The following is a 24151-nucleotide window of genomic DNA, read 5'->3' as shown; positions in this document are numbered from 1 at the left end:
CATGGTTCACGGACGGAACATGTACTGGCCATGCTACTTTTTGCCCCGCGCCGGTCTCAGATCGACACCTGCGTGCCAACCTCGACCACGCGGCCGGTCGGGATCTGGAAATATTCGGTCGCATCCGCCGCCGTGCGTGCCAGGCCGATGAACAGCCTGTCCTGCCACAAGGGCATGCCCGAGTTGGGCGACGCCTTCAGCGAGCGCCGCGACAGGAAGAACGACGTCGTCATGATGTCGAACTTCCAGCCCTGCTTGCGGCAGATGGCCAGCGCCTTGGGGATGTTCGGCTGCTCCATGTAGCCGAATTTCAGCTTCACCCGCATGAACAGCTCGTTGACCTGCTCCATCTTGACCCGCTCGCTGTCGGGCACCACCGGCTGTTGGGCCGTTACCACCGACAAGATGACGTTCTGCTCGTGCAGCACCTTGTAGTGCTTGAGGCTGTGCATCAGCGCAGTCGGCGCGCTGTCGGGATCGCTGGTCAGGAACACGGCAGTGCCCTGCACAAGATGCGGTTTCTTCTTGCCCAGATTCTCCGCCAGGAAATTGAGCGGAATCTCGTTCTTGCGCGTCTTGTCGAACAAATAGCGGCTGCCGCGTACCCAGGTCCACATGATCAAGGCGCTGGTGAAGGCCACCGCCAGCGAGGCCCAGCCGCCCTCGAACACCTTGACGATGTTGGAGGCGAAGAAGCCGATGTCGATCAGGCCGAATATCGCGGTCGCAACAATCGCCACAGCCGCCTTCCAGCGCCAGATGCGCAGCATCACCACCGAAAGCAGCAGCGTCGTCACCAGCATATTGCCGGTGACAGAGATGCCATAGGCTGAAGCCAAAGCGCTCGACTCGCCGAAGCCGACAACCAGCAGCATCACCACCAGCGCGAGGATCAGGTTGACCCGCGGCATGTATATCTGCCCCAGTGTCGTCTCGGAGGTGTGCTGGATCTCAAGGCGCGGCAGCATGTTGAGCTGGACCGCCTGGCGCGTCAGCGAATAGGCGCCTGTTATGACCGCCTGGCTGGCAATGACGGTCGCGGCCGTCGCCAGCACCACCATCGGGATCAGCATCCAGCCTTCGTTCATCTCGAAGAACGGATGGCCGACGGTACCGTTGTGGCTGAGCACGAAAGCACCCTGACCGACATAGTTCAGCAGCAGGCACGGAAAGACGATGCACAGCCAGGCCAGAACGATCGGCCTGCGGCCGAAATGTCCGAGGTCGGCATAAAGCGCCTCGGCACCCGTCACCGCCAGGAAGATGGCGCCGATGGTGACGAACGACACTTCCGGCTGGTTGGTGAGGAAGTTGACGATGTAGATCGGATTGACCGCCCAGAGGATTTCCGGGTCGTCGAGGATATGGACGACTCCCGAATAGCCGATGGCGATGAACCAGACGAGCGTGATCGGACCGAAGACGATCGCCACGCCGCTGGTGCCGAAGCGCTGCACCGAAAACAGCGCTGCCAGGATTACTAGGGTCAGCGGCACCACGTAAGGCTGGAACGCCGGTGTCACGACATTCATGCCCTCGACTGCCGACAGCACCGAGATCGCCGGGGTGATCACCGCGTCGCCATAAAACAGCGAAGCACCGACCATGCCGAGCGCCAGGATGATGCCGGAGCGCTTGGGCAGGCTGCGCCGTGCCAGCGCCATCAGCGACAGCGTACCGCCCTCGCCCCGGTTGTGCGCCCGAAGCACGAACATGACATATTTGACGGTGACGATGATCGTCAGCGCCCAGATGATCAGCGAGAGCACGCCGAGGATGTCCTCGCGCGATGCCACCTGGCCACCAGCCGACGCCACCAGCGCCTCGCGGAAGGCGTAGATCGGACTGGTGCCGATGTCGCCGAAAACGACACCCAGCGCGCCGATGACGAGCAGTCTGATGTCGTGGGAATGGCCGTCCGCCTGGACCGCCTGCCCGCTATTTGCCGCCTTGTCAGCGCCGGCATCGGTCATGAACGACTCTCCGTGAAGCCGCGGGGCTCTACGCTCGCTGTGTTGCAAAAGCAACAGTTGTTTTGCGACAGCTAATGTTGAGCTCATGCGGGCGACGCATGGCTCGCCTGGATATTACCACCCGCAAGCCTTGAGATAGCGCCTGATCGTGCCGGCCATGCCATGCTCCAGTGCATCGGCTGTCAGCCCATGGCCGATCGAAACTTCAGCCAAAGTGGGAATGTGTTTCATCAACTGCGGCAGGTTGTCGACGACGAGGTCGTGTCCCGCATTGACGGCGAGGCCCGCCGCCAGAGCCGCCTCGGCGGTTCTTGCCAGCTTTTCCAGTTCCCTGGCGGCCTTTGCCTTGTCATCGAAGCAAGCGCCATAGGGCCCGGTGAACAGCTCGATCCGGTCGGCGCCGGTGTCGCGGGCGGCCGTCATTCCGGCCGGGTCCGCATCCGAGAAAAGTGAAACCCGGAAACCGCCCTTCTTGAGCCGCGCCACCACCGGCTTGAGCAGGCTCGCCTGTCCAGCGAAATCCCAGCCATGGTCGGAGGTTGCTTGCGACGGATCGTCCGGCACCAGCGTCACCTGCTCCGGCTGGTGCTTCTCGACCAGTTCGAGGAAATCTTCCGTCGGATAGCCCTCGATGTTGAATTCGGCCTTGGGAAACTCGTCGTCGATCAGCGCCCGGATTTCAGGCACGTCGGAAAAGCGGATATGGCGTTGGTCGGGGCGCGGATGCACGGTCAGTCCGTGTGCGCCGGCGGCGAGTGCGATGCGCCCCAGGCCGGTGACGCTCGGCCACGGCAGATCGCGGCGGTTGCGCAGCATAGCGACGGCATTGACGTTCACGGACAGCTTGGCAGGCATCGGCAACTCTCAGCAAAAGCGACACCCACGCCACCTATCACGGCTTGGTCGGGAACAGAGAGCGCTTTTATGTGTTCCAGTGACGATACGGGATGCATGACCCCGACAATCGGAATCGATTGTCGGAAAGGATCATGCACAGCTTGAAGCCGCATCGACGAGGACAACCCGATGAGCTCCATGGATGCTCCACCGCCCTTCCGGCGCATCGACACCGACAATGCGGAGGTCTTTGCCTTTGAGATCGTCGGCCATTTCACCCAGGCCGACATCGAAAACGCCTATGGCCTGCTCGATGCCGCCTATGAAGGCCATGACAAGATCGACGTCCTGCTGCGCGCGAGCGGATATGACGGGTTCGACTGGTCGGCCTTGTTCGATCCCATGACCTTCAGGGGCAAGTGGAAGGCATTGCATCACATCAGGCGCTATGCGCTCGTCGGTGGCCCTGTCTGGATGGGCCCGGTCGTCGGCCTGTTTGCGCCACTCACCTCGATCGAAACAAAACACTTCACCGATGCCGACGAAATCAAGGCGTGGGAATGGCTCGGCGCAAAGCCGGCCGACGCCGGCTAGGCTCTCATCGAGCGTGGCCTCAGATAGCGGACATTCTTGCGCAGGCGCCGCATCTGCTCGGCCATGATGGCCGACAGCGGCCACCTGATCTGAAACGACGACAGATGCGCTTTCCAGACCTCGTGATCGCCGCTCCAGTGGTTGTCATGATCGCCCTCAGGCGCTGCAAGAAGCAGGAAACGTCGCCCGGGACGCGCCTTTTCGATGAGACCGGAAATCTCGGCCATATCGCCCGCCGACACCGGACGGGCCAGTACGAACAATGTCGAGAGATCGTTGTTCAGAGCCATCCTGCTGACCGCGCACCAGATGTCATGGCCTTCGCGTGCCTTGGCATAGAGCGCGTCGAGCGTATTCTCGGCGATGTCTTTGGGAAACTCGTGCATGTGGCTGGTGCCGAAGCGCTTGTTGAAGACGACGCCGTCGACGACATGGAGATCGTCCCGCTCGAACAAGCCGTTGAAGTCGCGCCTGATGTATTCGGCAACGGCTGGAACAGGCGTCACCTGCCAGTCGAACACACCCCGCCTCGAGATGCGCTCGCCGAAAATCTTCCGGATATGGAACTTTGCGCGGCAATTCGGGCCGAGACTGACGATCTGTTGAAAGACTGCCATGGACCAACAAAGGTTCGGTTGCCTGACCTGACAATCTGCCACGGACTGTGCAAACTGCAACCTTCACACACCTTGCCGCGGTCACACTCCGGTCATCGGCGCGCGCCACACAGCGATCATCATGCCAAACATCCGCATTATCGATTCGATCACTGACCCGGGCTCTGCCTCGCGTCCCAACGAAGACAGCGCCGGTGGCAATGCCAGCTGCGCCTTTGTCATCGACGGCGCCACCGGCCTCGGCGGCACCAGCATCGTCGGCCTGCACGGTTCGGATGCCGCCTGGCTCGCGCGTTTTGCCCAGAGCACCTTCGAGGAACTCGTCCGTAATGGCCGCAAGGTCGCCGAGGTCGTGCGCGAGCTCAACCAGCGCGCCGCCAATGTCGTGCACGAGGCGGCCCACGCCTTGCCGATCGAGGCCTGGAATCTGCCGATCGCGAGCTTCCAGATGGTTCATGTCGAAGGCGACCGGCTGGTCACGCACGGCCTGGGCGATTGCCGCCTGTTCCTGGTCGACGCCGATGGCAAGGTCGTCGAAACCTCTGCCATCAAGGCCGCCTACGCCAATGAGCGCGACGGCGCCCGGCGGGCGATTGCACAGTCTGGTGGATTCGCGACGCATCAGGCGCTCGCCGACGAGCCCGTTGTGCGCGACGAGTTGCGCCGCCGCCGCGCCGCTTACAACCAGCCTGGCGGATCGGTCTGGACCCTCGGCATCGAGCCCGCCGCCGCCGATCATCTCGCCTCCGAGCAGCTCGACGTTGCCCTGCCGGCCAGGGGCTTGCTGTGCTCCGACGGCTTCGCCGCCCTTGCCGACCAGTATGGCCGCTATGGCGTCTCCGACCTGGTCCGCGCCGCTGCCAGCACAGGCCTTGCCCCGCTCCTGCAGGAGCTTCGGCATATCGAACGGGTCGACGACCCCGACGGCCAGCAATTCCCGCGCTTCAAGATCTCGGACGACGCCACGGCAGTGCTGTTCGAGATCGTCGCCTGACGGCAAGCAAGGCGGCTCGGCTCACGTAAAGCCAACTGCGGCAAATTATTGCAGAACCGTCTCGATGCGCATCCTCGCGCTCGAGAACGCGCGCATCGGCGGGTTGCCAGCCGGCCCAATGCTCTAGCGGACGATCGTCAGCCGTTCGGCCGCACGCGTGATCGCCGTGTAGAGCCAGCGCTGGCGCGTGTCCTTGAATGCCCAACTCTCGTCGAACAGCACGACATTGTTCCACTGCGAGCCTTGCGCCTTGTGCACCGTCAGCGCGTAACCGTAGTCGAAATCGTCGTAGCGCTTCTTGGTGCCCCACGGGATCTCCTCGTCGGGGCTCTCAAAAGTCTGTTTCAATAGCTTGATCTTGGCGACGCCACGGTCGGGATCGTCCTCCTCGGGCGCGACCAGCAGGTTAATGCCGGGCTTCACCGTCTCGCGCGACGAGGTCATCACCTTCCACAACGAGCCGTTGAGCAGACCCTTGGCCGGGTCGTTGCGCAGGCAGACAAGCTTGTCACCCGCCTGTGGGTATCCTGCCGTAAAACCCTTGAGCTCGCGCAGCCGCTGGTTGTAGCGCCGCCGTGTCCGGTTGGTACCGACAAGCACCTGGTCGGCTTCGAGCACCAGATCCTGGGTGACGTCCTCCTTGCCGATCACCTGCGCCGTGCCATAGTCGCCGCGCATGAATTCACGGCCCTCGCGCACGTCAAGCGCCAGCCTCAGAATCGGGTTGTCGCGCGCCTGGCGATGGATTTCGGTCAGCAGGAAATCCGGCTCGTGTTCGGTGAAGAAACCACCGCCCGAAATCGGCGGCAACTGTGCCGGGTCGCCCAGGACGAGAACCGGCGTGCCGAAGGTCAGAAGGTCACGCCCGAGCTGCTCGTCGACCATAGAGCATTCGTCGATGACGACGAGCTTGGCCTTGGCGATCGGGCTCTGCCGGTTGAGCGAGAATGTCGGCGACATCGAGGTCTTGCCGGTCGCCTCGTCGGCAATCGCCTCCTCGCCCTTCGGCCGGTAGATCAGCGAATGGATGGTGCGCGCATTGGTGGCACCCTTCGAACGCAGCACCTGCGCTGCCTTGCCGGTGAAGGCCGCGAACTGCACCTGGCCGTCGACATGCTCGGCGAAATAACGCGCAAGCGTCGTCTTGCCGGTGCCGGCATAACCGAACAACCGGAATATCTGCGGCCTTCCTGATTTAAGCCAGCGCGCCACTGCCTGCAGCGCTTCGTCTTGCTGAGGTGAAAAATCCATCGTTTCGACTGACAGGATTCGGCGGCCAAGGGCAAGAGTTTGCGTCCCGAAGCGCCACATAAGCTGACAAGTTGGCCCAATATGGTGCAGTCTTCCTCGGAAAGGGAACCCTCGCTCATCAGCCGACCGCGAGGAACCTGGCAAATTGTGGTATCGTGGGGCGTGCATCTCCATGAAGGCGACTGACGTGACCAGAAGCCTGCAAATCAATGAGGCCAGTGCTTGGCCTGCCCTGCTGGTGGCGGCAGAGCGTGGCGACGTGGACGCCGCAAACGCAGAGCTTGCCGCCGGCGCCGACGTCAATCAATCGGACGACGACGGCTGGACGGCGCTTCACCTCTCAGCTCTCAATGCCCACGCCTCGGTAGTCGAAGCTTTGGTCGGGCATCCGGAAGTCGACGCGAACTGCAGGAACAGATGGAAAAGTACGCCGCTTAGCCTGGCCTCGGCCAAGGGCCACTACGCCTGTATTCTCGCCATCGTCGGGCACCCGCAAACGGACATCGACGCGAAGGCGGAATATTACGGCAGGACGGCCCTGATCGAAGCCGCGAAGAACGGCCATCTTGATGCCGTCAGGCTGCTTGTGGAGCGCGGCGCCGACGTCAACTCCACCGACAAGAGCGGTCGAAACAACGCCCTCATCGAGGCCATCAAGGGACGTCACTACGCGATCGCGGAGTATCTGCTGGCCACAGGCAAACTGAACTTCCTCAACAAGGACGTCAGGCTGAACGCCCTGATCTGGGCCGGAAGCGGGCACGACCACCCGTTCATCGAAAGGCTGGAGGCGGCGATCCGCAGGTTCTTCGACGGCGATTGAGCCCCTGTCACGCTCGGCTCGGGCCGGCAAGCGCATCAACGACAGCTCCCCAAATGAGCTCTTCGCGCCCACGAGATGACTTGTCCCGAGCCTGATCGGCTGGCCTGTAAATTTGCCCGGCTCTGCCATTGAGTTTCCATAAAGCTGCCTTTACGCCGCTCAGGATCGGAGAAAGCGCCTGCCTTGAAGACAGATCCAGAGCCCCTTGGAATCCGACCGCTGATCCCAGCCGACGCTTCCGCCGTGCGCGACCTCTATAATCGCGCCGCCGACTTCGTCTTGCTGGAATCCGGCACGGAACCCACCGATCAGATGGTGGCGGACTTCTTCACCGACCATCCGCCCGGCAGCGATCTCGCGGCGTCTTGCAAACTTGGCATGTTCTTGCCCGGCGGAACGCTTGTCGCCATAGCCGACATGGCCTTCGGCTATCCTGAAACCGACGACGCCTATGTCGGGCTGCTGCTGATCGATCAGAACTGCCGTGGTGTGGGCCTCGGTCGCACTTTCCTCGACCACCTGACCGCCACAGCACAGGCGCGCAACGGGACACGGCTTCTGATTGCCGTGCTCGACGAAAACACCCGCGGCCGCGCCTTCTGGGAGCGCGAAGGCTTTTGGCTGGTCCAGAGCATCCCGAACTTCAAGATCGGCCTGAAAACACATGTCGTGCACCGCATGTGGCGGCCACTCTAAGGCGTAGCTGCACTCAGCGAAGGTGCGCTTTCCGGATCGTTCTCCAGCACGATCGGCTGGCCGTGCGGCGTGGCGTGCGCGGCCCGCGCCCATGCGGCGGCGACAGCATCGACCTCGTCATGGCCTGCAAGCCCCTTTTCCGCCAACAGCCTCTCAAGCGCCGCCAGCCAGCGCTCGTAATAGTCGCTTCCATCGGCTGCGGCCTCCGGCCGCTTAACCTCAGCCGACAGCCGCTCGGCCCACTCCGCCCAGCCGAACAGACCGCGCTCGTGCAGCGCCACCACCATGGCAAAGGCCTCGGCCTGCCAGGGCTCGGCGAAAACAGGCGCATCGGGCGCCCCTGTTCCTGCCGGAATCCCCGCCTCATGCCGGCTCAAGGTAGCTCTCCCAGGCGTCGATGCTGACTTCAAGCGCCGAATCCGCGCCCTCGCCCCACAATTCGCCGCCGGAAAACACCACGGTGTAGACCCGTTGCGGGTTTTCGCCCTGGCCGGGCGCGTTGCTGTCGGGGAAGACAAATCCGTCGCGCACCGCGTCGATCACCCCCTCCTTGCCGCGGGCATAACGCGGCAGGCGGGTGTGACCGGTCGGATGAAAATTCTTCGTCCGCACGCGCTGACCAAGCGAAAACCGCGCCGGCCCCTCCACCGGCCGATCGCAGGGTCCGCCTTTGGCAAGGGTCGCCGGCACATTTTCTGCTCTCAGCACCCGCTTGGGCGTCGCGGCCGGGTCGACCGCATCACCAGCTTTGAAATCATTCTCAGTGACAAAGTTGTGTCGCTTGAGCAGCGTTTCCAGCGCCTTGATCCAGATCTCGTAGTAGCTCGACGCATAATAGTCGGCCGGGTGCAGGCTCTCCCGCGCGTGCCGGCTCTCATCGATATTCCAGGCGCCCATGGCGCCCGCCGTCAGCGTGACGCCCAGCGCACGCTTTTCCCATTCGGCGTGGAAATAGGGCTCGTCCTTTTCCGGCGCGACAGGCCCGAAACCCATCTGCCCGCCGAGATCATGCGGTCCGTTCATGCGGCCTCCCGCGCGAGCGCCGTGCCGATCATCGAATCCCGCGTCACCAGCTCAGCGAGCTTGTCTTCGCTCCAGCCGTCGGTATCTGCGGGTCGCTGCGGGACGACGAGATAGCGCAGCTCGGCGGTCGAATCCCAGACGCGAATCTTCTTGTTCGCCGCCAAGGTGAGCCCGAATTCCTGAAGCACACCACGCGGGTCGATCACCGCCCGGCTGCGATAGGGCGGCGCCTTGTACCAGACCGGCGGCAGGCCCAGCACCGACCACGGGTAACAGGAGCACAAAGTACAGACGACGAGGTTGTGCGTCTCGGCAGTGTTGAACACCGCCTGCATATGCTCCCCCTGCCGCCCGCTATAGCCGAGCGAGGCGATAGCGGCAGTCGCGTCGCGCTTCAGCCAGTCGGCGAATTCGGGATCGGACCACGCCCTAGCCACGACGCGCGCACCGTTGCGCGGGCCGACCTTGGTCTCGTAGGTATCGACGATGACGTCGATCGCCTCGGGGTCGATCAGGCCCTTCCTGGTCAGGATGGTCTCCAGCGCCCGCACGCGGGCGGCCATTGGATCAAGCTCGTTGTCGTGATGGTGGTCGTGGTCATGATCGTGTGACATGGCAGGAGGCTAAGCGCCTGCACGGCGCCACGCAAGCATCCTCGCCTTGGGCCAGCCGACGTTTGCCGTGTCGCCCCGAAGCTCGCTATCGTCGCGCCATGCGGGTTCTGATTCTCGGCGGCAACGGCTTCATCGGTGCAGCGGTGGCAAGGTCGCTTGCCGCGCGCGGGCATTCGGTCGTTGCGCTGGCACGAGACACCGAAACTGCCGCCCGCCGCTATCCCGACTTCGACTGGGTCAAGGCCGACATTGCACAGCTGTCTCAGCCCGCTGACTGGCGCCCGCTGCTTCAAGGCATTGATGCCGTGGTCAATTGCGCCGGCGCGCTGCAGGATGGTCCGCGCGACGATGTCGCTGCTGTCCAGTTCGGCGCCATGAACGCGCTTTACCAGGTCGCGGCGCCGCGCCTCATCGTCCAGATTTCGGCGCGTACCGACGACGTCGCGGCAAACAGCCCCTTCTTCGCCACCAAGCGGCGGGCCGATGCTGCCCTCCGCGCCTCCGGCCTGGCCTTCGTCATCCTGCGCCCTGCCATCGTCATCGGCCGTGCGGCCCATGGCGGCTCGGCATTGCTGCGGGCACTGGCAGCCTCTCCGCTGATCACGCCGCTGATCTTCGGCGACAGCCACATGCAGTTCGTTGCGCTTGACGACGTCGCTTGTGCCGTCGTCGATGCCTTGTCAGGCTCAATCCCCGCGGGCACCGACCTCGACCTGGCAGCGCCCGAGACGATGACGCTCGCTGAAGCCGTCGCCCGCCACCGCCAATGGCTCGGCCTGCCGCCGGCACGCGTGCTTGCCCTTCCCGGCAGCTTCGCCGGCATTGCCGCCGGTGCTGCCGACCTGCTTGGCCGGCTCGGCTGGCGCTCGCCCCTGCGCTCGACAGCACTTGAGGTCGCGGCCGGCGGCATAAGCGGCCATGCTACCGGCTCCGGCCGCAAGCTCCACTCCCTCGACCAGACGCTTGCCGCAAGTCCCGCCGGCGTTCAGGAATTGTGGTTCGCCCGGCTCTATCTGCTGAAGCCGCTGGTGCTCGGCACGCTTTGCCTGTTCTGGCTGCTCTCCGGTCTCGTCGCCCTGCTGCGTTTCGAGACCTCGGCGGCGCATCTTGCCGCTGCCGGCGCGCCAGTGGGATTTGCATATGCCATCACCCTGGTCACCAGCCTCGCCGACATCGCGCTCGGCCTGGGCGTTGCTATCCGCCGTTACGCCAAACCGGCCCTGATCGGCATGGTCGGACTATCTGTCGCCTATCTCGCCTCAGCCACGGTGCTTGTTTCAGGCCTCTGGGCTGATCCACTCGGTCCGCTGGTCAAGGTGCTGCCATCGATCGTGCTGGCGCTTGTGGCGCTTGCCATACTGGACGAGCGTTGAACCATGGAAGAAATCCTCCGTCTCGCCCACGTCCTTGGTGCCGCGGTGCTGTTCGGCACGGGAGCCGGCATCGCCTTTTTCATGGCCGTGGCCCACCGCACCCGCGATCCCGCGACCATCGCCCATGTCGCCGGCACGGTGGTCGTCGCCGACACGGTGTTCACCGCCACTGCGGTCATCCTGCAGCCGATCACTGGCGCCTGGCTCGCACACGAGGTCGGCTGGCCGCTGACAGAGAGCTGGATAGCCCTGTCGCTTGCGCTCTACGCCCTCACCGGTCTGTTCTGGTTGCCTGTGGTGTTCATCCAGATCAAGCTGCGCAACCTCGCGCGCGATGCCGCCGCCAGGGGCAAGCGCCTGCCCGACAGCTACTTCAGGCTCTACCGCTTCTGGTTCGCCTGCGGTTTCCCGGCCTTCTTCAGTGTCATCGCCATCTTCTGGCTGATGCTGACCCGGCCGGCGATCGAGCTGTTCTGACTATTTCAGCATCGGCCACAGCGTGGCTGCCAACAGCACGCCCATGGCGATGTTGAACCATTTCAGCCGCACCGGGTCAGCAAGGAAACCGCGCAGCGCCATGCCGAATCCGGCCCAGCACGACACGCTCGGCACGTTGACCACGGCAAAGGCGCCCGAAATGATCAGCACCGACAGGAACGGCGCTTCGGTGCTGGTGTAAAGCGCCATCGCGGTGACGGCCATCACCCAGGCCTTCGGGTTGATCCACTGGAAGGCGGACGCTTCGAGAAAGGTCATCGGCTGGCCCTTGCTTTCGCCATCCTTGCCGAGCGAGCGCGACATGGCGATGCGCCAGGCGAGATAGAGCAGATAGGCCCCGCCGGCGATCTTGAGCACCAGGTGCAGCGCCGGAAATGCCGTCAGCACCGCGCCCAGCCCGAAGCCGACGCCAAGCAGCAGCGACAGGAAACCGAAGCCAATGCCCAGCATATGCGGGATCGTGCGCACGAAACCAAAATTAACGCCCGAGGCCAAAAGCATGAAATTGTTCGGTCCCGGCGTGATCGAGGTCACGAACGCATAGACCAGCAGTGCAAGGAATGCGTCGTAGGTCATCGATCCCTCCCGTCGGGCAATTTTATGTCAGTATTACTGACCTTATTTGAAAGATTCGACAACGAACCAGCGACGCTCAAGCGCTAAGCCAGATGCATAAACGCCTCAATGGCTGCTGGCTCAATCGCCGCCACCACAGCCGCCACCGTCGCCATCTCCGGCGCTGGCACCGCCGCCGCAGCCACTGTCACCGGCTTTGGAGCGTCTCCGGCGTCGCTTTTCCGGGCAGGAGCGAAATCGAGCCGATCACGCCGACCACGCAGAGCCCCACGGCCAGCGCACCGCCGATCAGCCCGGTGCTCCAGAGCAGTGAAACCGTAATCACGATCAGTGCCAAGGCGATCCCGAAGGTAATCTCCGCCGCAGGCAGGACTGCGGATCCGAGGCCAAGCGCCCCGGCAACAAGCGGCCGCGCAGCATCCACTCCAGGCCACAAAGCCGCATCAGGGGTCTCGCCAAACTCCTCGGTCAGCAATTCGAGGGTCCTGGCATAGGCTTCGCGCAGCGGCCCCTGGCTCTCGTCCGCTCCTCTGCTCGGAAAATGATGCACCTCCTGCCCTAGCGTCTCGTCGCAGAAGCGTTTCCAGTAGTCCTTGGTGTAGATCAGATGCAGGTGCCAGACCTTGTCGACGTCGGGCGACGGGCTGAGCATGTCATCGGAAATGCAGACCATATAGATGAAGCGGCGGTACTGATCGATGGCCGCCTTCGTCCGCTCGGGCGTCCAGCCATTCTCCCGTGCCAGCCGCACCGAAAACGGAGCTTCGGCTTGCGGATCGTCGAAGTCGAAGCCGGCTATCTTGTTCCAGAGGTCGTTGTCGGTCAGGTCGTTCATCTTGAGGCCGCGAAGTTGAGCTTGAACGTCCGGACCCCACACTGCCCGGACGTTGCTGCAATCACCCTCAGCAACCGGAGGCTGCCAACGACTGGCCCCGCCACAACGATCGCTTGGCCAGGGCAGGTAGGGCGTCGGCCGGAACCGCGCCCTGCCCTCACATCCCCTGCGGGCCGCGGTTCATTGCCGCCACGCCGGTACGGCAGACCTCGACCAGGCCGAGCGGCTTCATGATGGCGATGAACTGCTCGATCTTCGATACCTTGCCGGTCAGTTCGAAGATGAAATGCTCGGTGTTGGCGTCGATCACCTTGGCGCGGAAGGCGTCGGCCAGGCGCAGCGCCTCGACGCGGGCGTCACCGGTGCCCGACACCTTGACCAGCGCCAGCTCGCGTTCCAATGCGCCGCCGGTGCCCAGTTCCTGCGCCGTAACCGTCAGGTCGACGACGCGGTGCACCGGCACGATGCGCTCGAGCTGGTGCTTGATCTGCTCGAGCACATGCGGCGTGCCGCGCGTGACGATGGTGATGCGCGACAGGTGCTTCTCATGTTCGGTTTCGGAGACAGTGAGGCTTTCGATGTTGTAGCCGCGGCCGGAAAACAGGCCGATGACCCGGGCAAGCACGCCCGGTTCGTTGTCGACCAGCACCGATAGCGTGTGGGTTTCCGGCTTCTCGGTTTCCTTGGCGATGAAATAGGCCGAACCGGTGGGCTGTAGCTGTGCGTTCATAAGATGAATCTCGATCTCAGGCGTTTGCGCCAACTCGTTGATTGTGCGGCCCTCCCCGAAGGCCGCACGCGGTCCGTCACACCAGTTCGCGGCCCTTGGCGTCGATGGCGTTGGCCACAGCCTCGTCGGTCGCCTCGTCCGGCAGCAGCATCTCGTTATGCGCCTTGCCCGACGGGATCATCGGGAAGCAGTTGGCGAGCGTTGCCACGCGGCAATCGAAGATCACCGCCTTCTTCACCGAGATCATCTCCTTGATCGCGTCGTCGAGCTCGTCCGGCTTGTCGCAACGAATGCCGTGGCCGCCATAGGCTTCCGCCAGCTTGACGAAGTCGGGCATCGCCTCGGTGTAGGAGTGCGACAGACGATTGCCGTGCAGCAGCTGTTGCCACTGGCGCACCATGCCCATGTAGGAATTGTTGAGGATGAACACCTTGATCGGCGCATTGTACTGAAGGGCGGCGCTCATCTCCTGGATGCACATCTGCACCGACGCGTCGCCGGCGATGTCGATGACAAGCGATTCAGGATGCGCGATCTGCACGCCGAGCGCAGCCGGCAGGCCGTAACCCATCGTGCCCAGGCCGCCCGACGTCATCCAGCGGTTCGGCTTTTCGAAGCCGTAATGCTGGGCCGCCCACATCTGGTGCTGGCCGACCTCTGTCGTGATGTAGGTGTCGAGGTGCTTGGTGTTCTCGTAGAGCCGCTGGATCGCGTATTGCGGCATGATCACGTCGCTGTTGTGCTTGTATGCGTAGCTGTCGCGGGCGCGCCATTTGGCGATCTGCTCCCACCACGGATACAGCGTCTTCTTGTCCGCCTTGGCGGTCGCCCGCCACAGCCGCACCATGTCTTCCAGCACGCGGCCGACATCGCCCAGGATCGGCACGTCGGCACGCACGTTCTTGTTGATCGACGACGGGTCGATATCGATGTGGATCTTCTTCGAGTTCGGCGAGAACGCATTGAGGCGACCGGTGATGCGATCGTCGAAACGCGCACCGATGCAGACCATGACGTCGCAGTCATGCATCGCCATGTTGGCTTCGTAGCTGCCGTGCATGCCCAGCATGCCGAGCCAGTTCTTGCCCGATGCCGGATAGGCGCCCAGGCCCATCAGCGTCGAGGTGATCGGGAAGCCGGTCAGATCGACCAGCTCGCGCAGCAGGTGGCTGGCTTCCGCGCCGGAATTCACCACGCCGCCGCCGGAATAGATGATCGGCCGCTTGGCGGTGGCCATCAGGGCAACGGCTTCCTTGACCTTCTCCAGGTCACCCTGGACCTTGGGCTGGTAGGAGGTGCGCGGCGCAGTCTGCGGCGGTGTGTAGGTGCCCCGGGCAAACTGCACGTCCTTGGGGATGTCGACGACGACCGGGCCGGGACGGCCGGTGGTGGCGACATGGAAGGCCTCGTGCAGGATGCGGGCCAGTTCGTTGACGTCCTTCACCAGCCAATTGTGCTTGGTGCACGGCCGGGTAATGCCGACGGTGTCGCATTCCTGGAAGGCGTCGGAGCCGATCAGCGAGGTCGGCACCTGGCCGGTGATGCAGACCAGCGGGATCGAATCCATCAGCGCGTCCTGCAGCGGCGTCACTGCATTGGTGGCGCCCGGCCCCGAGGTCACCAGCATCACCCCGGCCTTGCCGGTCGAGCGCGCATAACCTTCGGCGGCATGGCCCGCGCCTTGCTCGTGGCGCACCAATATATGCTGGACATCGTCCTGCTGGAACAGCTCGTCATAGATCGGAAGGACGGCGCCGCCGGGATAGCCGAAGAGGTGCTTGACGCCATTGTCCTTCAGCGCCTGCACCACCATCTCGGCGCCGGTCATTTCGCGTCGTCCGCTGTCACTATGTCCGCTCATCGGTCCGTCCCGTCTTTCCTTCGCCGTTTTTCGGCGGTTGCTGCTCGTTTAGTCCTGTTTCGGGCAATAAAAAAGGCCCCCGAGGGAGCCTTCACATTTGCGCATGGGGGGATTTCGCCCGGCGGTCACACCGCCTTGCCCACGCGCCTTCCTACTACGAGAATGAGTGTCTTGTTCATGGGCGCGGACGTTAGTGCGCGACACCGCGCCCTGTCAACCGGGCGGGACAACTTTTTCCGCAGCGTCACCCGCCCCCTCGGAAACTCCAATTCGACCGTTTCGTTTAACGATCGCTACACCATCAACCATCACCCCACCTTAACTGCGCAGCGCTATTCTCTTGGCCAGATTTGGGGGAATTACTGCGATGTACTTCGAACGTCAGGCCGAGGGCGGAGAAACCACCTCGCAAGAGCGGCGCGACCCGAAACAGGACGACGCCCGCATCCTTGGCCATGTCGTGCAGTGCGATGGTGCCCGCGCGGTCATCAGCGCCTATGCAGAGGGAGCCTCGGCCGCAGTCGGCCTGTGGACCGTCGGCCGCATGATCTGCATCAATCTCGGCGAAACCCGCACCATCGGCCTGGTCTATTCCATCGCCAAGTCCGACCGCTCGTGGAGCAGCGAAGGCGACAACCCCATCGAGGTCAATGTCGAGCTGATCGGAGAGGTTCGTGACGTGGGCACCGACAAGTACCCGGTGTTCGACCGCGGCATCACCGCCTATCCCTATATCGGCGCCATCGCCCATCGCATACGCAGCCGCGACCTGCAGGCGGTCTACGACCTTGCCGGACGCCGCACCGTCACCATCGGTCAGCTTTCCCAGGACGATGCTATCGACGCCTGTATCGCGATCGACGAGACCCTTGCCCGCCATTTCGCCGTCGTCGGCACGACAGGCGTCGGCAAATCGACTGCCGTCTCGCTCCTGCTGCGCAAGGCGATTTCGGCACGGCCCGATTTGCGCGTCCTAATCATGGACCCGCACAACGAGTTCGCTGCATCGCTGCCGGAGCACTGCGTCAAGGTCGACACCAATTCGCTCGACCTGCCCTTCTGGCTGTTCCGCCTCGAGGAGTTCTCGGAAGTGCTGTTTCGCGGCCGCGAGACCGACGCCGACGAGATCGACGTGCTGCGCGACCTCATTCCCGTCGCCAAGAACCTCTACCGCAGTCCCCAAGGCGGCGCCTTCCTGCGCCGTGGCGTCGACGCGCTGACCGCGGACACGCCCGTGCCCTACCGCATCGCAGACCTGATCAAGCAGATCGACGAACGCATGGGGCTGCTCGAATCGAAGAACGAGCGCCCGATCCTGAAGTCGCTGCGCACCCGCATCGAGTCGGCGCTGGCCGATCCGCGCTACCGCTTCATGTTCCATTCCAGGCTGATCGAGGACACCATCCACGAGACCATCGGCAACATCTTCCGCGTGCCGACGCATGGCCGTCCGGTCACCTGCTTCGAAATGGCAGGCATGCCGTCGGAAGTCGTCAATTCGGTCTGTTCGGTGCTCGCCCGCCTCGCTTTCGACCTTGCGCTGTGGAGCGAAGGGCGCCTCAAGCTGCTGCTGCTGTGCGAAGAAGCCCATCGCTACATGCCCGCCGACCACAGGCTCGGCTTTGCGCCGACGCGCCACGCGCTATCGCGCATCGCCAAGGAGGGCCGCAAATATGGCTGCTACCTCGGCGTCGTCACCCAGCGCCCGGGCGAACTTGACCCCACAATCCTGTCGCAATGCTCGACCGTTTTCGCCATGCGCCTCGCCAACGAACAGGACCAGGCGATCATCCGCTCGGCCATCGCCGATTCCTCCGCCTCGACACTCTCCTTCCTGTCGTCGATGGGCCAGCGTGAGGCCATCGCCTTTGGCGAAGGCGTCGCCACCACAATGCGCCTGAAGTTCGAAAAGCTTTCGGACGAACTTATCCCCGGCACCGGCAAGCGTGCCGCCGAGGCGCCGACGAGCAGCGGCGACGACGTCGATCTGGCCGCCGTCGTCGAGCGCCTGCGCAACGTGCCAAAACCGCAAGCAACGGCACTCGGCTTCGCCGAAGTCGTCGACGTCCAGCGCCAGGCAGGCGACAGCGACTACCGCAAACCGGCAGCGCCGAGGCCGCAGCCGGACGACGATTTCGATACCCGCTTCGGCCTGCGCCCCTCGACCTTCGGCGGCCGTCCGCCACAGGACTGAACGGGCACAAGAATGGCTGTTCAAGTTCAGATTCCCGAACCGTCCAGCTGTTCCTCGTCATCGCCTTCCCAGGGCGTCGGCATTTCAGGGGAATTCTTGCTCAGATTGGCTGTAGGAAGCGGCATCCAGCATTTCAGTTCCGGATCAGCATAGCCGATGATGCAGCCCGGGTAGGAATCGCCGGCGCGCCAGCCTTCGATGCCGAATGCGTCGGGCCGCGCCCAGTAGGCCACGTCGACCTCCGCCGGTCCCTGTTCGGAAGGCCGCACGGTGACCAGAATCCGGCTGCCGTCCTTTGGCGCGCTCGCCATGTTCCGCCACCGGTCTGAATCGTCCATTCGTCGTCCTCCTCTGCCCTGATGCGGCCGCAGCCATTCAGACGGCGGCAGGATCAGTGTTGCGTCGTTCGACGAGGACGTCCAGCGGCAAGTTAGAGCCAAGGTCTATGGCAGATGAATTCCGTCGCCCTGGCGCAGTCGCCATCCGGCGCTGAGCCATGACATCTGCCGCCGCAGCCGCGACCATGAGAGCCGGCATACCGTGGAGAAAAGCGCATGGCCGAATGGACGCTTTCCGAATCGGTCTCGACCAGCGCCGGCCGTATCAGCGCCGGCCGCGCCGGCGATGGCCCCGACCTCGTGCTCGCGCATGGCTGGCCTTGGTCGTCCTTCTCCTGGCACCGGGTCATCCCTGATCTGGCGCGGCGATACCGGGTGCACTGGTACGACATGCCAGGCTACGGGCAATCGGACAAGGTCGCCACGCAGCGGACTTCACTCGATGTCCAGGGTGAGATTTTCGCCGAGATGCTTGCCCACTGGCAACTCGTGCGCCCCTCGGTCATTGCCCACGACTTCGGTGGTGCCACCACCTTGCGAGCGCACCTTCTGCTTGGCTGCGACTACGACCGCTACGTCCTGATGAACGTTGTGGCGATGCGCCCCTGGGGCTCGGCATTCTTCGATCACATGGGCAAGCACGTCGAGGCCTTCCAGGGTCTGCCGACCCACATCCACCGGGCGCTTGTGGAGGCCTATATCAGGGGCGCCCTGGTCGGCACGGTCGCCGATGACGACATCCGCGGCCTGGTCGAGCCATGGCTGACGGACGACGGATCTGCCAGCTTTTACAGGCAGTTTGCCCAGGCCGACGAGCGTTACACGGCAGAGGTCGAGCCCCTGTTTGGAAATGTGCGCTGCCCGGTGCAGATCATCTGGGGAGAAGACGATCCCTGGATCCCGCTTGAGCGGGCGACGGCCCTTCACGCGCTTATGCCGCAGGCAGGTTTCGAAACGATTCCCTATATTGGCCACATGCCACAGCTGGAAGCGCCCAAACGTTTCTTGGCCAGCCTGGAGGGCTTTCTCTAACGGCTCCGCAGTGCCTATTGCTATCGGGGAATTCGTCAGGTCGTGCCGAATGGCGTGGGTTTCGAGAACCGGAGCGGAGCGGACACCAAGTCCGTGAGCACGGGAAGCGGAGAAAACCGCGTCAGGCGGCCGGCATCACGAATTCAGCGATAGGAATTCACGCGCAGACGCGGTTGCGGCCCTGCCGCTTGGCTTCGTAGAGTTGTTTGTCGGCGCGGCGATAGAACTCTTCGGCCGTTTCCTCGCGGTCCCACAAGGCGAGGCCGAAGCTCGAGGTGACGTTGAGGTGCGCGCCGCCAGCCTCGATCGCCATGCCGGCGATCGCCTTGCGCATGCGCTCGGCGAAGCGCTGCAGAAGCTCGATGTCCATGTTGGGCGCGACGATGGCGAATTCCTCGCCGCCCAGCCGCGCCACCACGTCGTGATATCTCGTCATGCTCTTGAGGCACTTGGCGACAGAGCGCAGAACCTCGTCGCCGGCGTCGTGCCCATAGGTGTCGTTGACCTGCTTGAAGTGGTCGAGATCAAGGATCATCAGCCCGACAGGCCTGTCGATGCGGCCAAACTCGCCGAGATATTCCCGCAATGCATCGTCGAAATAGCGCCGGTTCTGCATGCCTGTCAGACCGTCGGTGAGTGCCGCCTGTTCAAGCGTGCGCGACCGCTCGCTCAGCGACGCCGTCATCTGGCGCAGCTCGCCGCCTTCCTTCACCTGCGTGCGGATCTGCGGAAAAATGAAGAACACGCCGTAGACAAGCGTACCGCTCAAAAGCAGTGCGATCATGAACAGCAGCCGCTCGACGGCCTCGACGCTCTGCACCCAGCCGGGCGTGTAAAGCGCCTCCGCGGCCCCCTGCACCTGGCCCCAGGCGTAGAAAATCCCCAGCGCTGCCGACAAAATCAGCGCACTGAAGATGAAAAACGCGGTTTCAGCCCGGTGAAAGCGCATGATGATCCTAGTGGAACCCCTGCGCGGGTTATGTCATGGCTGCGCCTTACGGACGGTTAATCCCTGCCGCCACTTCCGATGCATCGGCGCCTCCGGACGTCCGTCCGGCCTCGCCGCCGATGCGTTGCCACTCCGGCCCGAACTGGTTGCGGAACCACGTCGATTGCCGCTTCGAATATTGGCGCGTGGCGATCTTGGCACGTTCGATCGCCTCGTCGAAGCTCATCTCGCCGGCTATGGCCGCCGCCAGTTCGCGCACACCGATCGCCTTCATCGCCGGCAATTCGGGCGCAAGCCGCATCGCCATGATTTCCTTGACCTCGTCCAGCGCGCCGCCCTCGATCATCCTGTCGAAACGCTGGTCGATGCGCTTGATCAGAAGGTCCCGTTCCGGCGCGATGACGATGAAGCGCGCCGTGGCGAAGTCGATCAGCGGATGGCCCTTGTCGGCCTGCCATTTCAGGATCGAGCGGCCCGACGCCTCCAGCACCTCCAGCGCGCGCACGATCCGCTGGCCGTCGCTGGCTTTCAGCCGCATCGCCACCTCGCTGTCGACGTGCATCAGCACGCGATGCAGCCGCGGCGCGCCTTCCTCGTTGAGACGCCAGCGCCAGCGATCCCTGATCTCGGCTGGGATTTCGGGCATCTCCGAAATACCCTCGGCGAGCCCCCGAAAATAAAGCCCGGTGCCGCCGACGAACACAGGCGGCTTTTCGGCAAACAGTCCGCTGTCGGCCAGCACGGCGACGTCGCGCAGCCAGTTGCCGGTCGAATAGGCCGTCGCCGGCGAGACATGGCCGTAGAGGAAGTGGCGCACGCGTGTCAGATCGTCGGCGCTCGGGCGCGCCGTCAGCACGTCGAGCACGCCATAGACCTGCATCGAATCGGCATTGACGATGATGCCGCCGTCACGCTCGGCGAGTTCGAGCGCCAACGCCGACTTGCCGCTGGCGGTCGGCCCGGCTATCAGGGTCGCGTTCTTGATGCGCCCCTCGCTAGTCCCGGAATTTTTGATGCCGCTGATCGCCACGCTGATTTCCCATCCGGACCGCGCTCTGCTGGCTCCGTCCCTTGCCGATAAGGCCTCTCGCGCCCTGGGCGCAAGCGCCATTGTGTGGCTGGCCGAGGCCGTTGCCTGCGACATCGCCCTGCCAGCGGGACTTTCGGCCGACGATGCCCATGCGTCGCTTGCCGCCGCCCTCTCCGGCGAAGCCATCGATTTTGCCATCCAGGACAACGCGACACGTAGGAAAAAGATCCTCATCGCCGACATGGATTCGACGATGATCGACCAGGAATGCATCGACGAGCTCGCCGACGAGATCGGCGTCAAGGATCGTGTCGCCGACATCACCGCGCGCTCGATGAATGGCGAGATCGCCTTCGAGCCGGCGCTGCGCGAGCGTGTCGCGCTGCTTGCCGGTCTCGACGCCGCAGTCATCGACCGCATCATCGACACCAGGCTGACACTCACCTCCGGCGGCAAGACGCTGGTCGCCACCATGAAGGCGCATGGTGCCTATACCGCCCTCGTCTCCGGCGGCTTCGACGTCTTCACCTCGCGCATCGCCGCCAAGCTCGGCTTCGACGAAAACCGCGCCAACCACCTGATCGAGGCCGACGGCAAGCTCACCGGAAAGGTTTCCGAGCCGATCCTCGGCCGCGCCGCCAAGGCCGCTGCGCTCAACGAGATTTCTACCCGCCTCAGCCTCACCCCGACCGACGCGATGGCCGTCGGTGATGGCGCCAACGATCTCGACATGATCCGCCTCGCCGGCTCGGGCGTTGCTCTTCATGCCAAGCCGTCGGTGGCCGCCCAAGCCAAGATCCGCATCGACAATTCCGATCTTACCGCCCTGCTCTACCTCCAGGGCTACAGCGCGCGCGAATTCGCGCGATGAAGGAGATTCGTACTGAGCGTTTGATCCTGCGCAACTGGGAAGAGCGCGACCGTGCCCTCTTCCACCGCATCAACTCAGACGACTTGGTGATGGAGTTCTTCGGCATGCGCCGCAGCCGCGCAGAGAGCGACGGGTTGCTGGACAAGCTGCGCGCCGGCATCGACAGCGACGGCTTTGGCTTCGCCGCCGCCGAAATTGCCGGAACAGGCGAATGCATCGGCTTCGTCGGCCTGCTGCGCACCGACCTCGAACCGTTCATCCCCAAGGGCACGCTCGAAATCGGCTGGCGTCTTGCACCAGAGTTCTGGGGCAAGGGCTATGTCACCGAGGCGGCGGATGCCTGGCTCGATTTTGCTTTCGAGGCGATCGGCGACGATGAAGTCGTCTCGTTCGCCGTCTGGAACAATAATCGCTCGACGGCGGTCATGCAGCGCCTCGGAATGCGGGCGGAGCCGTCGCGCAATTTCGACCACCCGCGCGTTCCCGACGCCCATCCAGAGCTCAAGCGCCACGTCTTCTACAGCCTCAAGCGGAACCAGTGGCAAGAACGGAAAAAGGCGGCCAACTAGCCGCCTTTTCCTTGTCTTTCAGGGGTTTGCCTGAATCTCCTGACTCAATCCATCCGGATCGTCACGAAGCGCAGTTCACCCGTCTTCGACGCCAGCATCAGCAGCGCGTTCTTGCGACCCTGCTCCTTGAGCGCGGCGATCCGGTCGGTCACTTCCTTCGGCGTCGACACCGATTCCTGGGCGATCTCGGTGATCACCTCGCCGGCGACGATTCCGCGCTCTGCGGCAGCTGAATCCTTGGCAACGGCAGTGACCACCGCGCCTGACACCTCGGCAGCGATGCCGAACTTGGCACGCGCGTCGCTGTCGAGTTCGCCGATGGTCATGCCGAGCACGCTTGCCGTGGCGACCTCGGCACCCTTGTCGGCGCCCTCTTCCGGCTTGGCGGCCTCGCCTTCAGCCAGCTTCTCGCCGTCCTCGAGCCGACCGAGCGTCACCTTGACGGTCTGCTCGACGCCCTTGCGCACGATCACCACGTCAACGGCCTTGCCGACGGGGCTTTCGGCGACGACGCGCGGCAGGTCGCGCATTTCGACGACGTCCCTGCCGTCGAACTTGATCACCACGTCGCCGGGCAGGATCTGGCCCTTGTCGACCGGTCCGCCCTTGATGATGCCGGCAATCAGCGCGCCCTTGGCGGTGGCCATGCCCAGGCTCTCGGCAATGTCGTCGGTGACAGGCTGGATGCGCACGCCGAGCCAGCCGCGACGGGTTTCGCCGAACTCGGCGAGTTGGTTGACAACGCCGACCGCGATCTCGGCCGGGATCGAGAAACCAATGCCGATCGAACCGCCCGAGGGCGAGATGATCGCCGTGTTGATGCCGATGACCTCGCCATCCATGTTGAACAGCGGCCCGCCCGAATTGCCGCGGTTGATCGCAGCGTCGGTCTGGATGAAGTCGTCATAGGGGCCGGAATTGATGTCGCGGTTACGCGCCGAAATGATGCCGACGGTGACCGTGCCGCCAAGCCCGAACGGGTTGCCGATCGCCATCACCCAGTCGCCGATGCGCATCTTGTCGGAATCGCCGAACTTCACCGCGGTCAGCTTCTTGGCCTTCGGGTCGATCTTCAGCACCGCAATGTCGGTCTTGGTGTCGGTGCCGACCAGCTCGGCCTTCAGCTTCGAGCCGTCGGAGAAATTGACCTCGATCTCGTCGGCGTCGGCGATGACGTGGTTGTTGGTGACGACGATGCCTTTTTCGGCATCGATGACGAAGCCGGAGCCGAGCGACTGCACCTTCTGCGAGCCGCCATTATTCTGGCCTTCGCGGTTCTTGAAGAACTCGTCGAAGAAATCCTGGAACGGCGAGCCCTCGGGAAGCTGCGGCATCGGAACCGCGTTCTCGTCCTCACCGCCCTCGCTGCCCTTGACGGTCTGCGACGTCGAGATGTTGACAACCGCGCCCAGCAGGCCCTCGGCGAGGTTGGCGACCGACTCCGGTCCTTGCGCCAGCGCCGGCGTCACGAAGGACGGGGCGACGGAGGCGCCGATCATCAGCGCCGTGGTGGCGGCCAGAGAGGCCTTTCGCATGGCGCGCAAAAGGGGCGTGGAAATCATAGGGAAGCCTCCCGGGGCTGTCATGGCATAGATCGCGCCCGGGCCGTCCGGACGCGAAGCGTCATGATGGAAACAAATAAGGCCTGTTTGCGACCATTGCTACGGGCACGGGATAAATCGTCCGTTATCCCCTGACGAGCCAGACGATGCCGACGCCCATGGCAAGGGCGGCAAGGCCGACTGTCCGGAGCACTGCCTCGGGCATTTCGGCCGCCTGCGCGGCCATCCTCTTGGCCGCGGCTGGAAAGCCGCCATAGACCAGGCCCTCGATGACGAGGACCAGGCCGATGGCGACGATAAAGTCCCGCACT

26 protein-coding genes are annotated in these 24151 nt (G+C 63.8%); 10 read left to right on the top strand and 16 right to left on the bottom strand.

What is annotated here, in order from left to right:
• Positions 1 to 56: 56 nt before the first annotated feature.
• Both HNQ95_RS02255 and HNQ95_RS02250 read right to left on the bottom strand, forming a co-directional pair.
• Positions 57 to 1973 (bottom strand): potassium transporter Kup, encoded by a 1917-nt coding sequence (locus tag HNQ95_RS02255; protein ID WP_067960590.1) that lies wholly within the window; start codon positions 1971 to 1973, stop codon positions 57 to 59.
• A 114-nt stretch (positions 1974 to 2087) separates the two neighbouring features.
• Positions 2088 to 2828, bottom strand: coding sequence for a pyridoxine 5'-phosphate synthase (locus tag HNQ95_RS02250; RefSeq protein WP_182573493.1), 741 nt, complete (start codon positions 2826 to 2828; stop codon positions 2088 to 2090).
• Between the two features lie 171 nt (positions 2829 to 2999).
• Here HNQ95_RS02250 and HNQ95_RS02245 point away from each other — a divergent pair, with 171 nt between their 5' ends.
• The gene (locus HNQ95_RS02245) at positions 3000 to 3404 is read left to right on the top strand and encodes a SpoIIAA family protein (protein WP_182573494.1); all 405 of its coding nucleotides are present in this window, start codon (positions 3000 to 3002) and stop codon (positions 3402 to 3404) included.
• Here the strand turns inward: HNQ95_RS02245 and HNQ95_RS02240 are convergent.
• On the bottom strand, positions 3401 to 4021 hold the full coding sequence (locus HNQ95_RS02240; RefSeq protein ID WP_182573495.1) for a hypothetical protein: 621 nt from the start codon (positions 4019 to 4021) through the stop codon (positions 3401 to 3403). The genes HNQ95_RS02245 and HNQ95_RS02240 overlap by 4 nt on opposite strands.
• Before the next feature lie 121 nt (positions 4022 to 4142).
• On the opposite strand from HNQ95_RS02240, the gene HNQ95_RS02235 reads away from it, so the two are divergent.
• Positions 4143 to 5015, top strand: a complete 873-nt coding sequence (locus HNQ95_RS02235) for a protein phosphatase 2C domain-containing protein (RefSeq protein ID WP_154383857.1) — start codon at positions 4143 to 4145, stop codon at positions 5013 to 5015.
• Between the two features lie 123 nt (positions 5016 to 5138).
• Here the strand turns inward: HNQ95_RS02235 and HNQ95_RS02230 are convergent, their stop codons facing one another.
• Entirely contained in the window at positions 5139 to 6266 is a 1128-nt protein-coding gene (locus tag HNQ95_RS02230) for an ATP-dependent DNA helicase (protein WP_182573496.1), read from the bottom strand.
• Between the two features lie 172 nt (positions 6267 to 6438).
• Here HNQ95_RS02230 and HNQ95_RS02225 point away from each other — a divergent pair, with 172 nt between their 5' ends.
• Together HNQ95_RS02225 and HNQ95_RS02220 are read left to right on the top strand one after the other, a co-directional pair.
• A complete protein-coding gene (locus tag HNQ95_RS02225; protein WP_157097062.1) occupies positions 6439 to 7089 on the top strand; it encodes an ankyrin repeat domain-containing protein in 651 nt (216 codons plus the stop codon).
• A 243-nt stretch (positions 7090 to 7332) separates the two neighbouring features.
• A complete protein-coding gene (locus HNQ95_RS02220) occupies positions 7333 to 7785 on the top strand; it encodes a GNAT family N-acetyltransferase (RefSeq protein ID WP_210289139.1) in 453 nt (150 codons plus the stop codon).
• On the opposite strand, the gene HNQ95_RS02215 is transcribed toward HNQ95_RS02220, so the two are convergent.
• From HNQ95_RS02215 to nthA, 3 genes are read right to left on the bottom strand one after another with little or no spacing between them, the layout of a single operon-like run.
• Positions 7782 to 8162 carry a nitrile hydratase accessory protein gene (locus HNQ95_RS02215; protein WP_182573498.1) on the bottom strand — a complete coding sequence of 127 codons (381 nt, stop codon included), beginning with the start codon at positions 8160 to 8162 and terminating at the stop codon, positions 7782 to 7784. The two genes, HNQ95_RS02220 and HNQ95_RS02215, sit on opposite strands and share 4 nt — an antisense overlap.
• Positions 8149 to 8808, bottom strand: a complete 660-nt coding sequence (nthB, locus tag HNQ95_RS02210) for a nitrile hydratase subunit beta (RefSeq protein WP_182573499.1) — start codon at positions 8806 to 8808, stop codon at positions 8149 to 8151. The genes HNQ95_RS02215 and nthB overlap by 14 nt, the downstream gene beginning before the upstream one ends.
• Entirely contained in the window at positions 8805 to 9422 is a 618-nt protein-coding gene (nthA, locus tag HNQ95_RS02205) for a nitrile hydratase subunit alpha (RefSeq protein ID WP_067960562.1), read from the bottom strand. The genes nthB and nthA overlap by 4 nt, the downstream gene beginning before the upstream one ends.
• A gap of 98 nt (positions 9423 to 9520) precedes the next feature.
• Here nthA and HNQ95_RS02200 point away from each other — a divergent pair, with 98 nt between their 5' ends.
• The gene (locus HNQ95_RS02200) at positions 9521 to 10795 is read left to right on the top strand and encodes an SDR family oxidoreductase (protein WP_067960559.1); all 1275 of its coding nucleotides are present in this window, start codon (positions 9521 to 9523) and stop codon (positions 10793 to 10795) included.
• A gap of 3 nt (positions 10796 to 10798) precedes the next feature.
• Positions 10799 to 11272, top strand: a complete 474-nt coding sequence (locus HNQ95_RS02195; RefSeq protein ID WP_067960556.1) for a DUF2269 family protein — start codon at positions 10799 to 10801, stop codon at positions 11270 to 11272.
• Here HNQ95_RS02195 and HNQ95_RS02190 read toward each other — a convergent pair whose 3' ends face one another.
• The 4 genes from HNQ95_RS02190 to HNQ95_RS02175 form a co-directional block, all read right to left on the bottom strand.
• Positions 11273 to 11869 (bottom strand): LysE family translocator, encoded by a 597-nt coding sequence (locus HNQ95_RS02190; protein ID WP_067960553.1) that lies wholly within the window; start codon positions 11867 to 11869, stop codon positions 11273 to 11275.
• Positions 11870 to 12056: 187 nt separating this feature from the next.
• Entirely contained in the window at positions 12057 to 12704 is a 648-nt protein-coding gene (locus tag HNQ95_RS02185; protein WP_182573500.1) for a glycine-rich domain-containing protein, read from the bottom strand.
• A 157-nt stretch (positions 12705 to 12861) separates the two neighbouring features.
• Positions 12862 to 13434 (bottom strand): acetolactate synthase small subunit, encoded by a 573-nt coding sequence (ilvN, locus tag HNQ95_RS02180; protein ID WP_067960547.1) that lies wholly within the window; start codon positions 13432 to 13434, stop codon positions 12862 to 12864.
• A 76-nt stretch (positions 13435 to 13510) separates the two neighbouring features.
• A complete protein-coding gene (locus tag HNQ95_RS02175; protein ID WP_256441225.1) occupies positions 13511 to 15295 on the bottom strand; it encodes an acetolactate synthase 3 large subunit in 1785 nt (594 codons plus the stop codon).
• 367 nt (positions 15296 to 15662) lie between these two features.
• On the opposite strand from HNQ95_RS02175, the gene HNQ95_RS02170 reads away from it, so the two are divergent.
• Entirely contained in the window at positions 15663 to 17489 is a 1827-nt protein-coding gene (locus HNQ95_RS02170) for an ATP-binding protein (RefSeq protein WP_067960541.1), read from the top strand.
• A 26-nt stretch (positions 17490 to 17515) separates the two neighbouring features.
• On the opposite strand, the gene HNQ95_RS02165 is transcribed toward HNQ95_RS02170, so the two are convergent.
• The gene (locus HNQ95_RS02165; RefSeq protein WP_067960538.1) at positions 17516 to 17827 is read right to left on the bottom strand and encodes a hypothetical protein; all 312 of its coding nucleotides are present in this window, start codon (positions 17825 to 17827) and stop codon (positions 17516 to 17518) included.
• A gap of 216 nt (positions 17828 to 18043) precedes the next feature.
• Here HNQ95_RS02165 and HNQ95_RS02160 point away from each other — a divergent pair, with 216 nt between their 5' ends.
• On the top strand, positions 18044 to 18859 hold the full coding sequence (locus tag HNQ95_RS02160) for an alpha/beta fold hydrolase (RefSeq protein WP_067960536.1): 816 nt from the start codon (positions 18044 to 18046) through the stop codon (positions 18857 to 18859).
• 157 nt (positions 18860 to 19016) lie between these two features.
• Here HNQ95_RS02160 and HNQ95_RS02155 read toward each other — a convergent pair whose 3' ends face one another.
• Together HNQ95_RS02155 and miaA are read right to left on the bottom strand one after the other, a co-directional pair.
• Positions 19017 to 19808 (bottom strand): GGDEF domain-containing protein, encoded by a 792-nt coding sequence (locus HNQ95_RS02155; RefSeq protein WP_154386658.1) that lies wholly within the window; start codon positions 19806 to 19808, stop codon positions 19017 to 19019.
• Positions 19809 to 19854: 46 nt separating this feature from the next.
• Positions 19855 to 20832 carry a tRNA (adenosine(37)-N6)-dimethylallyltransferase MiaA gene (gene miaA, locus HNQ95_RS02150; protein ID WP_182573531.1) on the bottom strand — a complete coding sequence of 326 codons (978 nt, stop codon included), beginning with the start codon at positions 20830 to 20832 and terminating at the stop codon, positions 19855 to 19857.
• Between miaA and serB the strand changes: the two genes are divergently transcribed.
• Both serB and HNQ95_RS02140 read left to right on the top strand, forming a co-directional pair.
• The gene (serB, locus tag HNQ95_RS02145) at positions 20822 to 21709 is read left to right on the top strand and encodes a phosphoserine phosphatase SerB (RefSeq protein ID WP_182573501.1); all 888 of its coding nucleotides are present in this window, start codon (positions 20822 to 20824) and stop codon (positions 21707 to 21709) included. The two genes, miaA and serB, sit on opposite strands and share 11 nt — an antisense overlap.
• Positions 21706 to 22278, top strand: coding sequence for a GNAT family N-acetyltransferase (locus HNQ95_RS02140; protein ID WP_154386661.1), 573 nt, complete (start codon positions 21706 to 21708; stop codon positions 22276 to 22278). The genes serB and HNQ95_RS02140 overlap by 4 nt, the downstream gene beginning before the upstream one ends.
• A 44-nt stretch (positions 22279 to 22322) precedes the next feature.
• On the opposite strand, the gene HNQ95_RS02135 is transcribed toward HNQ95_RS02140, so the two are convergent.
• Together HNQ95_RS02135 and HNQ95_RS02130 are read right to left on the bottom strand one after the other, a co-directional pair.
• Positions 22323 to 23840 carry a DegQ family serine endoprotease gene (locus HNQ95_RS02135; protein ID WP_067960527.1) on the bottom strand — a complete coding sequence of 506 codons (1518 nt, stop codon included), beginning with the start codon at positions 23838 to 23840 and terminating at the stop codon, positions 22323 to 22325.
• Between the two features lie 124 nt (positions 23841 to 23964).
• Complete coding sequence (locus tag HNQ95_RS02130; protein WP_067960524.1) at positions 23965 to 24150, bottom strand: DUF2065 domain-containing protein; 186 nt, start codon at positions 24148 to 24150, stop codon at positions 23965 to 23967.
• Position 24151 lies beyond the last annotated feature (1 nt).

The sequence above is a fragment of the Aminobacter ciceronei genome (assembly GCF_014138625.1).
GTDB lineage: Bacteria > Pseudomonadota > Alphaproteobacteria > Rhizobiales > Rhizobiaceae > Aminobacter > Aminobacter ciceronei.
This window is presented reverse-complemented; position numbering and strand designations above follow the sequence as displayed.

Excerpts from the sequence above, each read along its gene's own strand:
- HNQ95_RS02165 (WP_067960538.1), bottom strand. The coding sequence starts at position 17,827 with ATGGACGATTCAGACCGGTGGCGGAACATGGCGAGCGCGCCAAAGGAC.
- HNQ95_RS02235 (WP_154383857.1), top strand. The coding sequence starts at position 4,143 with ATGCCAAACATCCGCATTATCGATTCGATCACTGACCCGGGCTCTGCC.
- HNQ95_RS02195 (WP_067960556.1), top strand. The coding sequence starts at position 10,799 with ATGGAAGAAATCCTCCGTCTCGCCCACGTCCTTGGTGCCGCGGTGCTG.
- HNQ95_RS02160 (WP_067960536.1), top strand. The coding sequence starts at position 18,044 with ATGGCCGAATGGACGCTTTCCGAATCGGTCTCGACCAGCGCCGGCCGT.
- ilvN (WP_067960547.1), bottom strand. The coding sequence starts at position 13,434 with ATGAACGCACAGCTACAGCCCACCGGTTCGGCCTATTTCATCGCCAAG.
- HNQ95_RS02225 (WP_157097062.1), top strand. The coding sequence starts at position 6,439 with ATGAAGGCGACTGACGTGACCAGAAGCCTGCAAATCAATGAGGCCAGT.
- serB (WP_182573501.1), top strand. The coding sequence starts at position 20,822 with ATGCCGCTGATCGCCACGCTGATTTCCCATCCGGACCGCGCTCTGCTG.
- HNQ95_RS02190 (WP_067960553.1), bottom strand. The coding sequence starts at position 11,869 with ATGACCTACGACGCATTCCTTGCACTGCTGGTCTATGCGTTCGTGACC.
- HNQ95_RS02240 (WP_182573495.1), bottom strand. The coding sequence starts at position 4,021 with ATGGCAGTCTTTCAACAGATCGTCAGTCTCGGCCCGAATTGCCGCGCA.
- HNQ95_RS02250 (WP_182573493.1), bottom strand. The coding sequence starts at position 2,828 with ATGCCTGCCAAGCTGTCCGTGAACGTCAATGCCGTCGCTATGCTGCGC.
- HNQ95_RS02175 (WP_256441225.1), bottom strand. The coding sequence starts at position 15,295 with ATGAGCGGACATAGTGACAGCGGACGACGCGAAATGACCGGCGCCGAG.
- HNQ95_RS02135 (WP_067960527.1), bottom strand. The coding sequence starts at position 23,840 with ATGATTTCCACGCCCCTTTTGCGCGCCATGCGAAAGGCCTCTCTGGCC.
- HNQ95_RS02255 (WP_067960590.1), bottom strand. The coding sequence starts at position 1,973 with ATGACCGATGCCGGCGCTGACAAGGCGGCAAATAGCGGGCAGGCGGTC.
- HNQ95_RS02230 (WP_182573496.1), bottom strand. The coding sequence starts at position 6,266 with ATGGATTTTTCACCTCAGCAAGACGAAGCGCTGCAGGCAGTGGCGCGC.
- nthB (WP_182573499.1), bottom strand. The coding sequence starts at position 8,808 with ATGAACGGACCGCATGATCTCGGCGGGCAGATGGGTTTCGGGCCTGTC.
- HNQ95_RS02140 (WP_154386661.1), top strand. The coding sequence starts at position 21,706 with ATGAAGGAGATTCGTACTGAGCGTTTGATCCTGCGCAACTGGGAAGAG.
- nthA (WP_067960562.1), bottom strand. The coding sequence starts at position 9,422 with ATGTCACACGATCATGACCACGACCACCATCACGACAACGAGCTTGAT.
- HNQ95_RS02170 (WP_067960541.1), top strand. The coding sequence starts at position 15,663 with ATGTACTTCGAACGTCAGGCCGAGGGCGGAGAAACCACCTCGCAAGAG.
- HNQ95_RS02185 (WP_182573500.1), bottom strand. The coding sequence starts at position 12,704 with ATGAACGACCTGACCGACAACGACCTCTGGAACAAGATAGCCGGCTTC.
- HNQ95_RS02200 (WP_067960559.1), top strand. The coding sequence starts at position 9,521 with ATGCGGGTTCTGATTCTCGGCGGCAACGGCTTCATCGGTGCAGCGGTG.
- HNQ95_RS02155 (WP_154386658.1), bottom strand. The coding sequence starts at position 19,808 with ATGCGCTTTCACCGGGCTGAAACCGCGTTTTTCATCTTCAGTGCGCTG.
- HNQ95_RS02245 (WP_182573494.1), top strand. The coding sequence starts at position 3,000 with ATGAGCTCCATGGATGCTCCACCGCCCTTCCGGCGCATCGACACCGAC.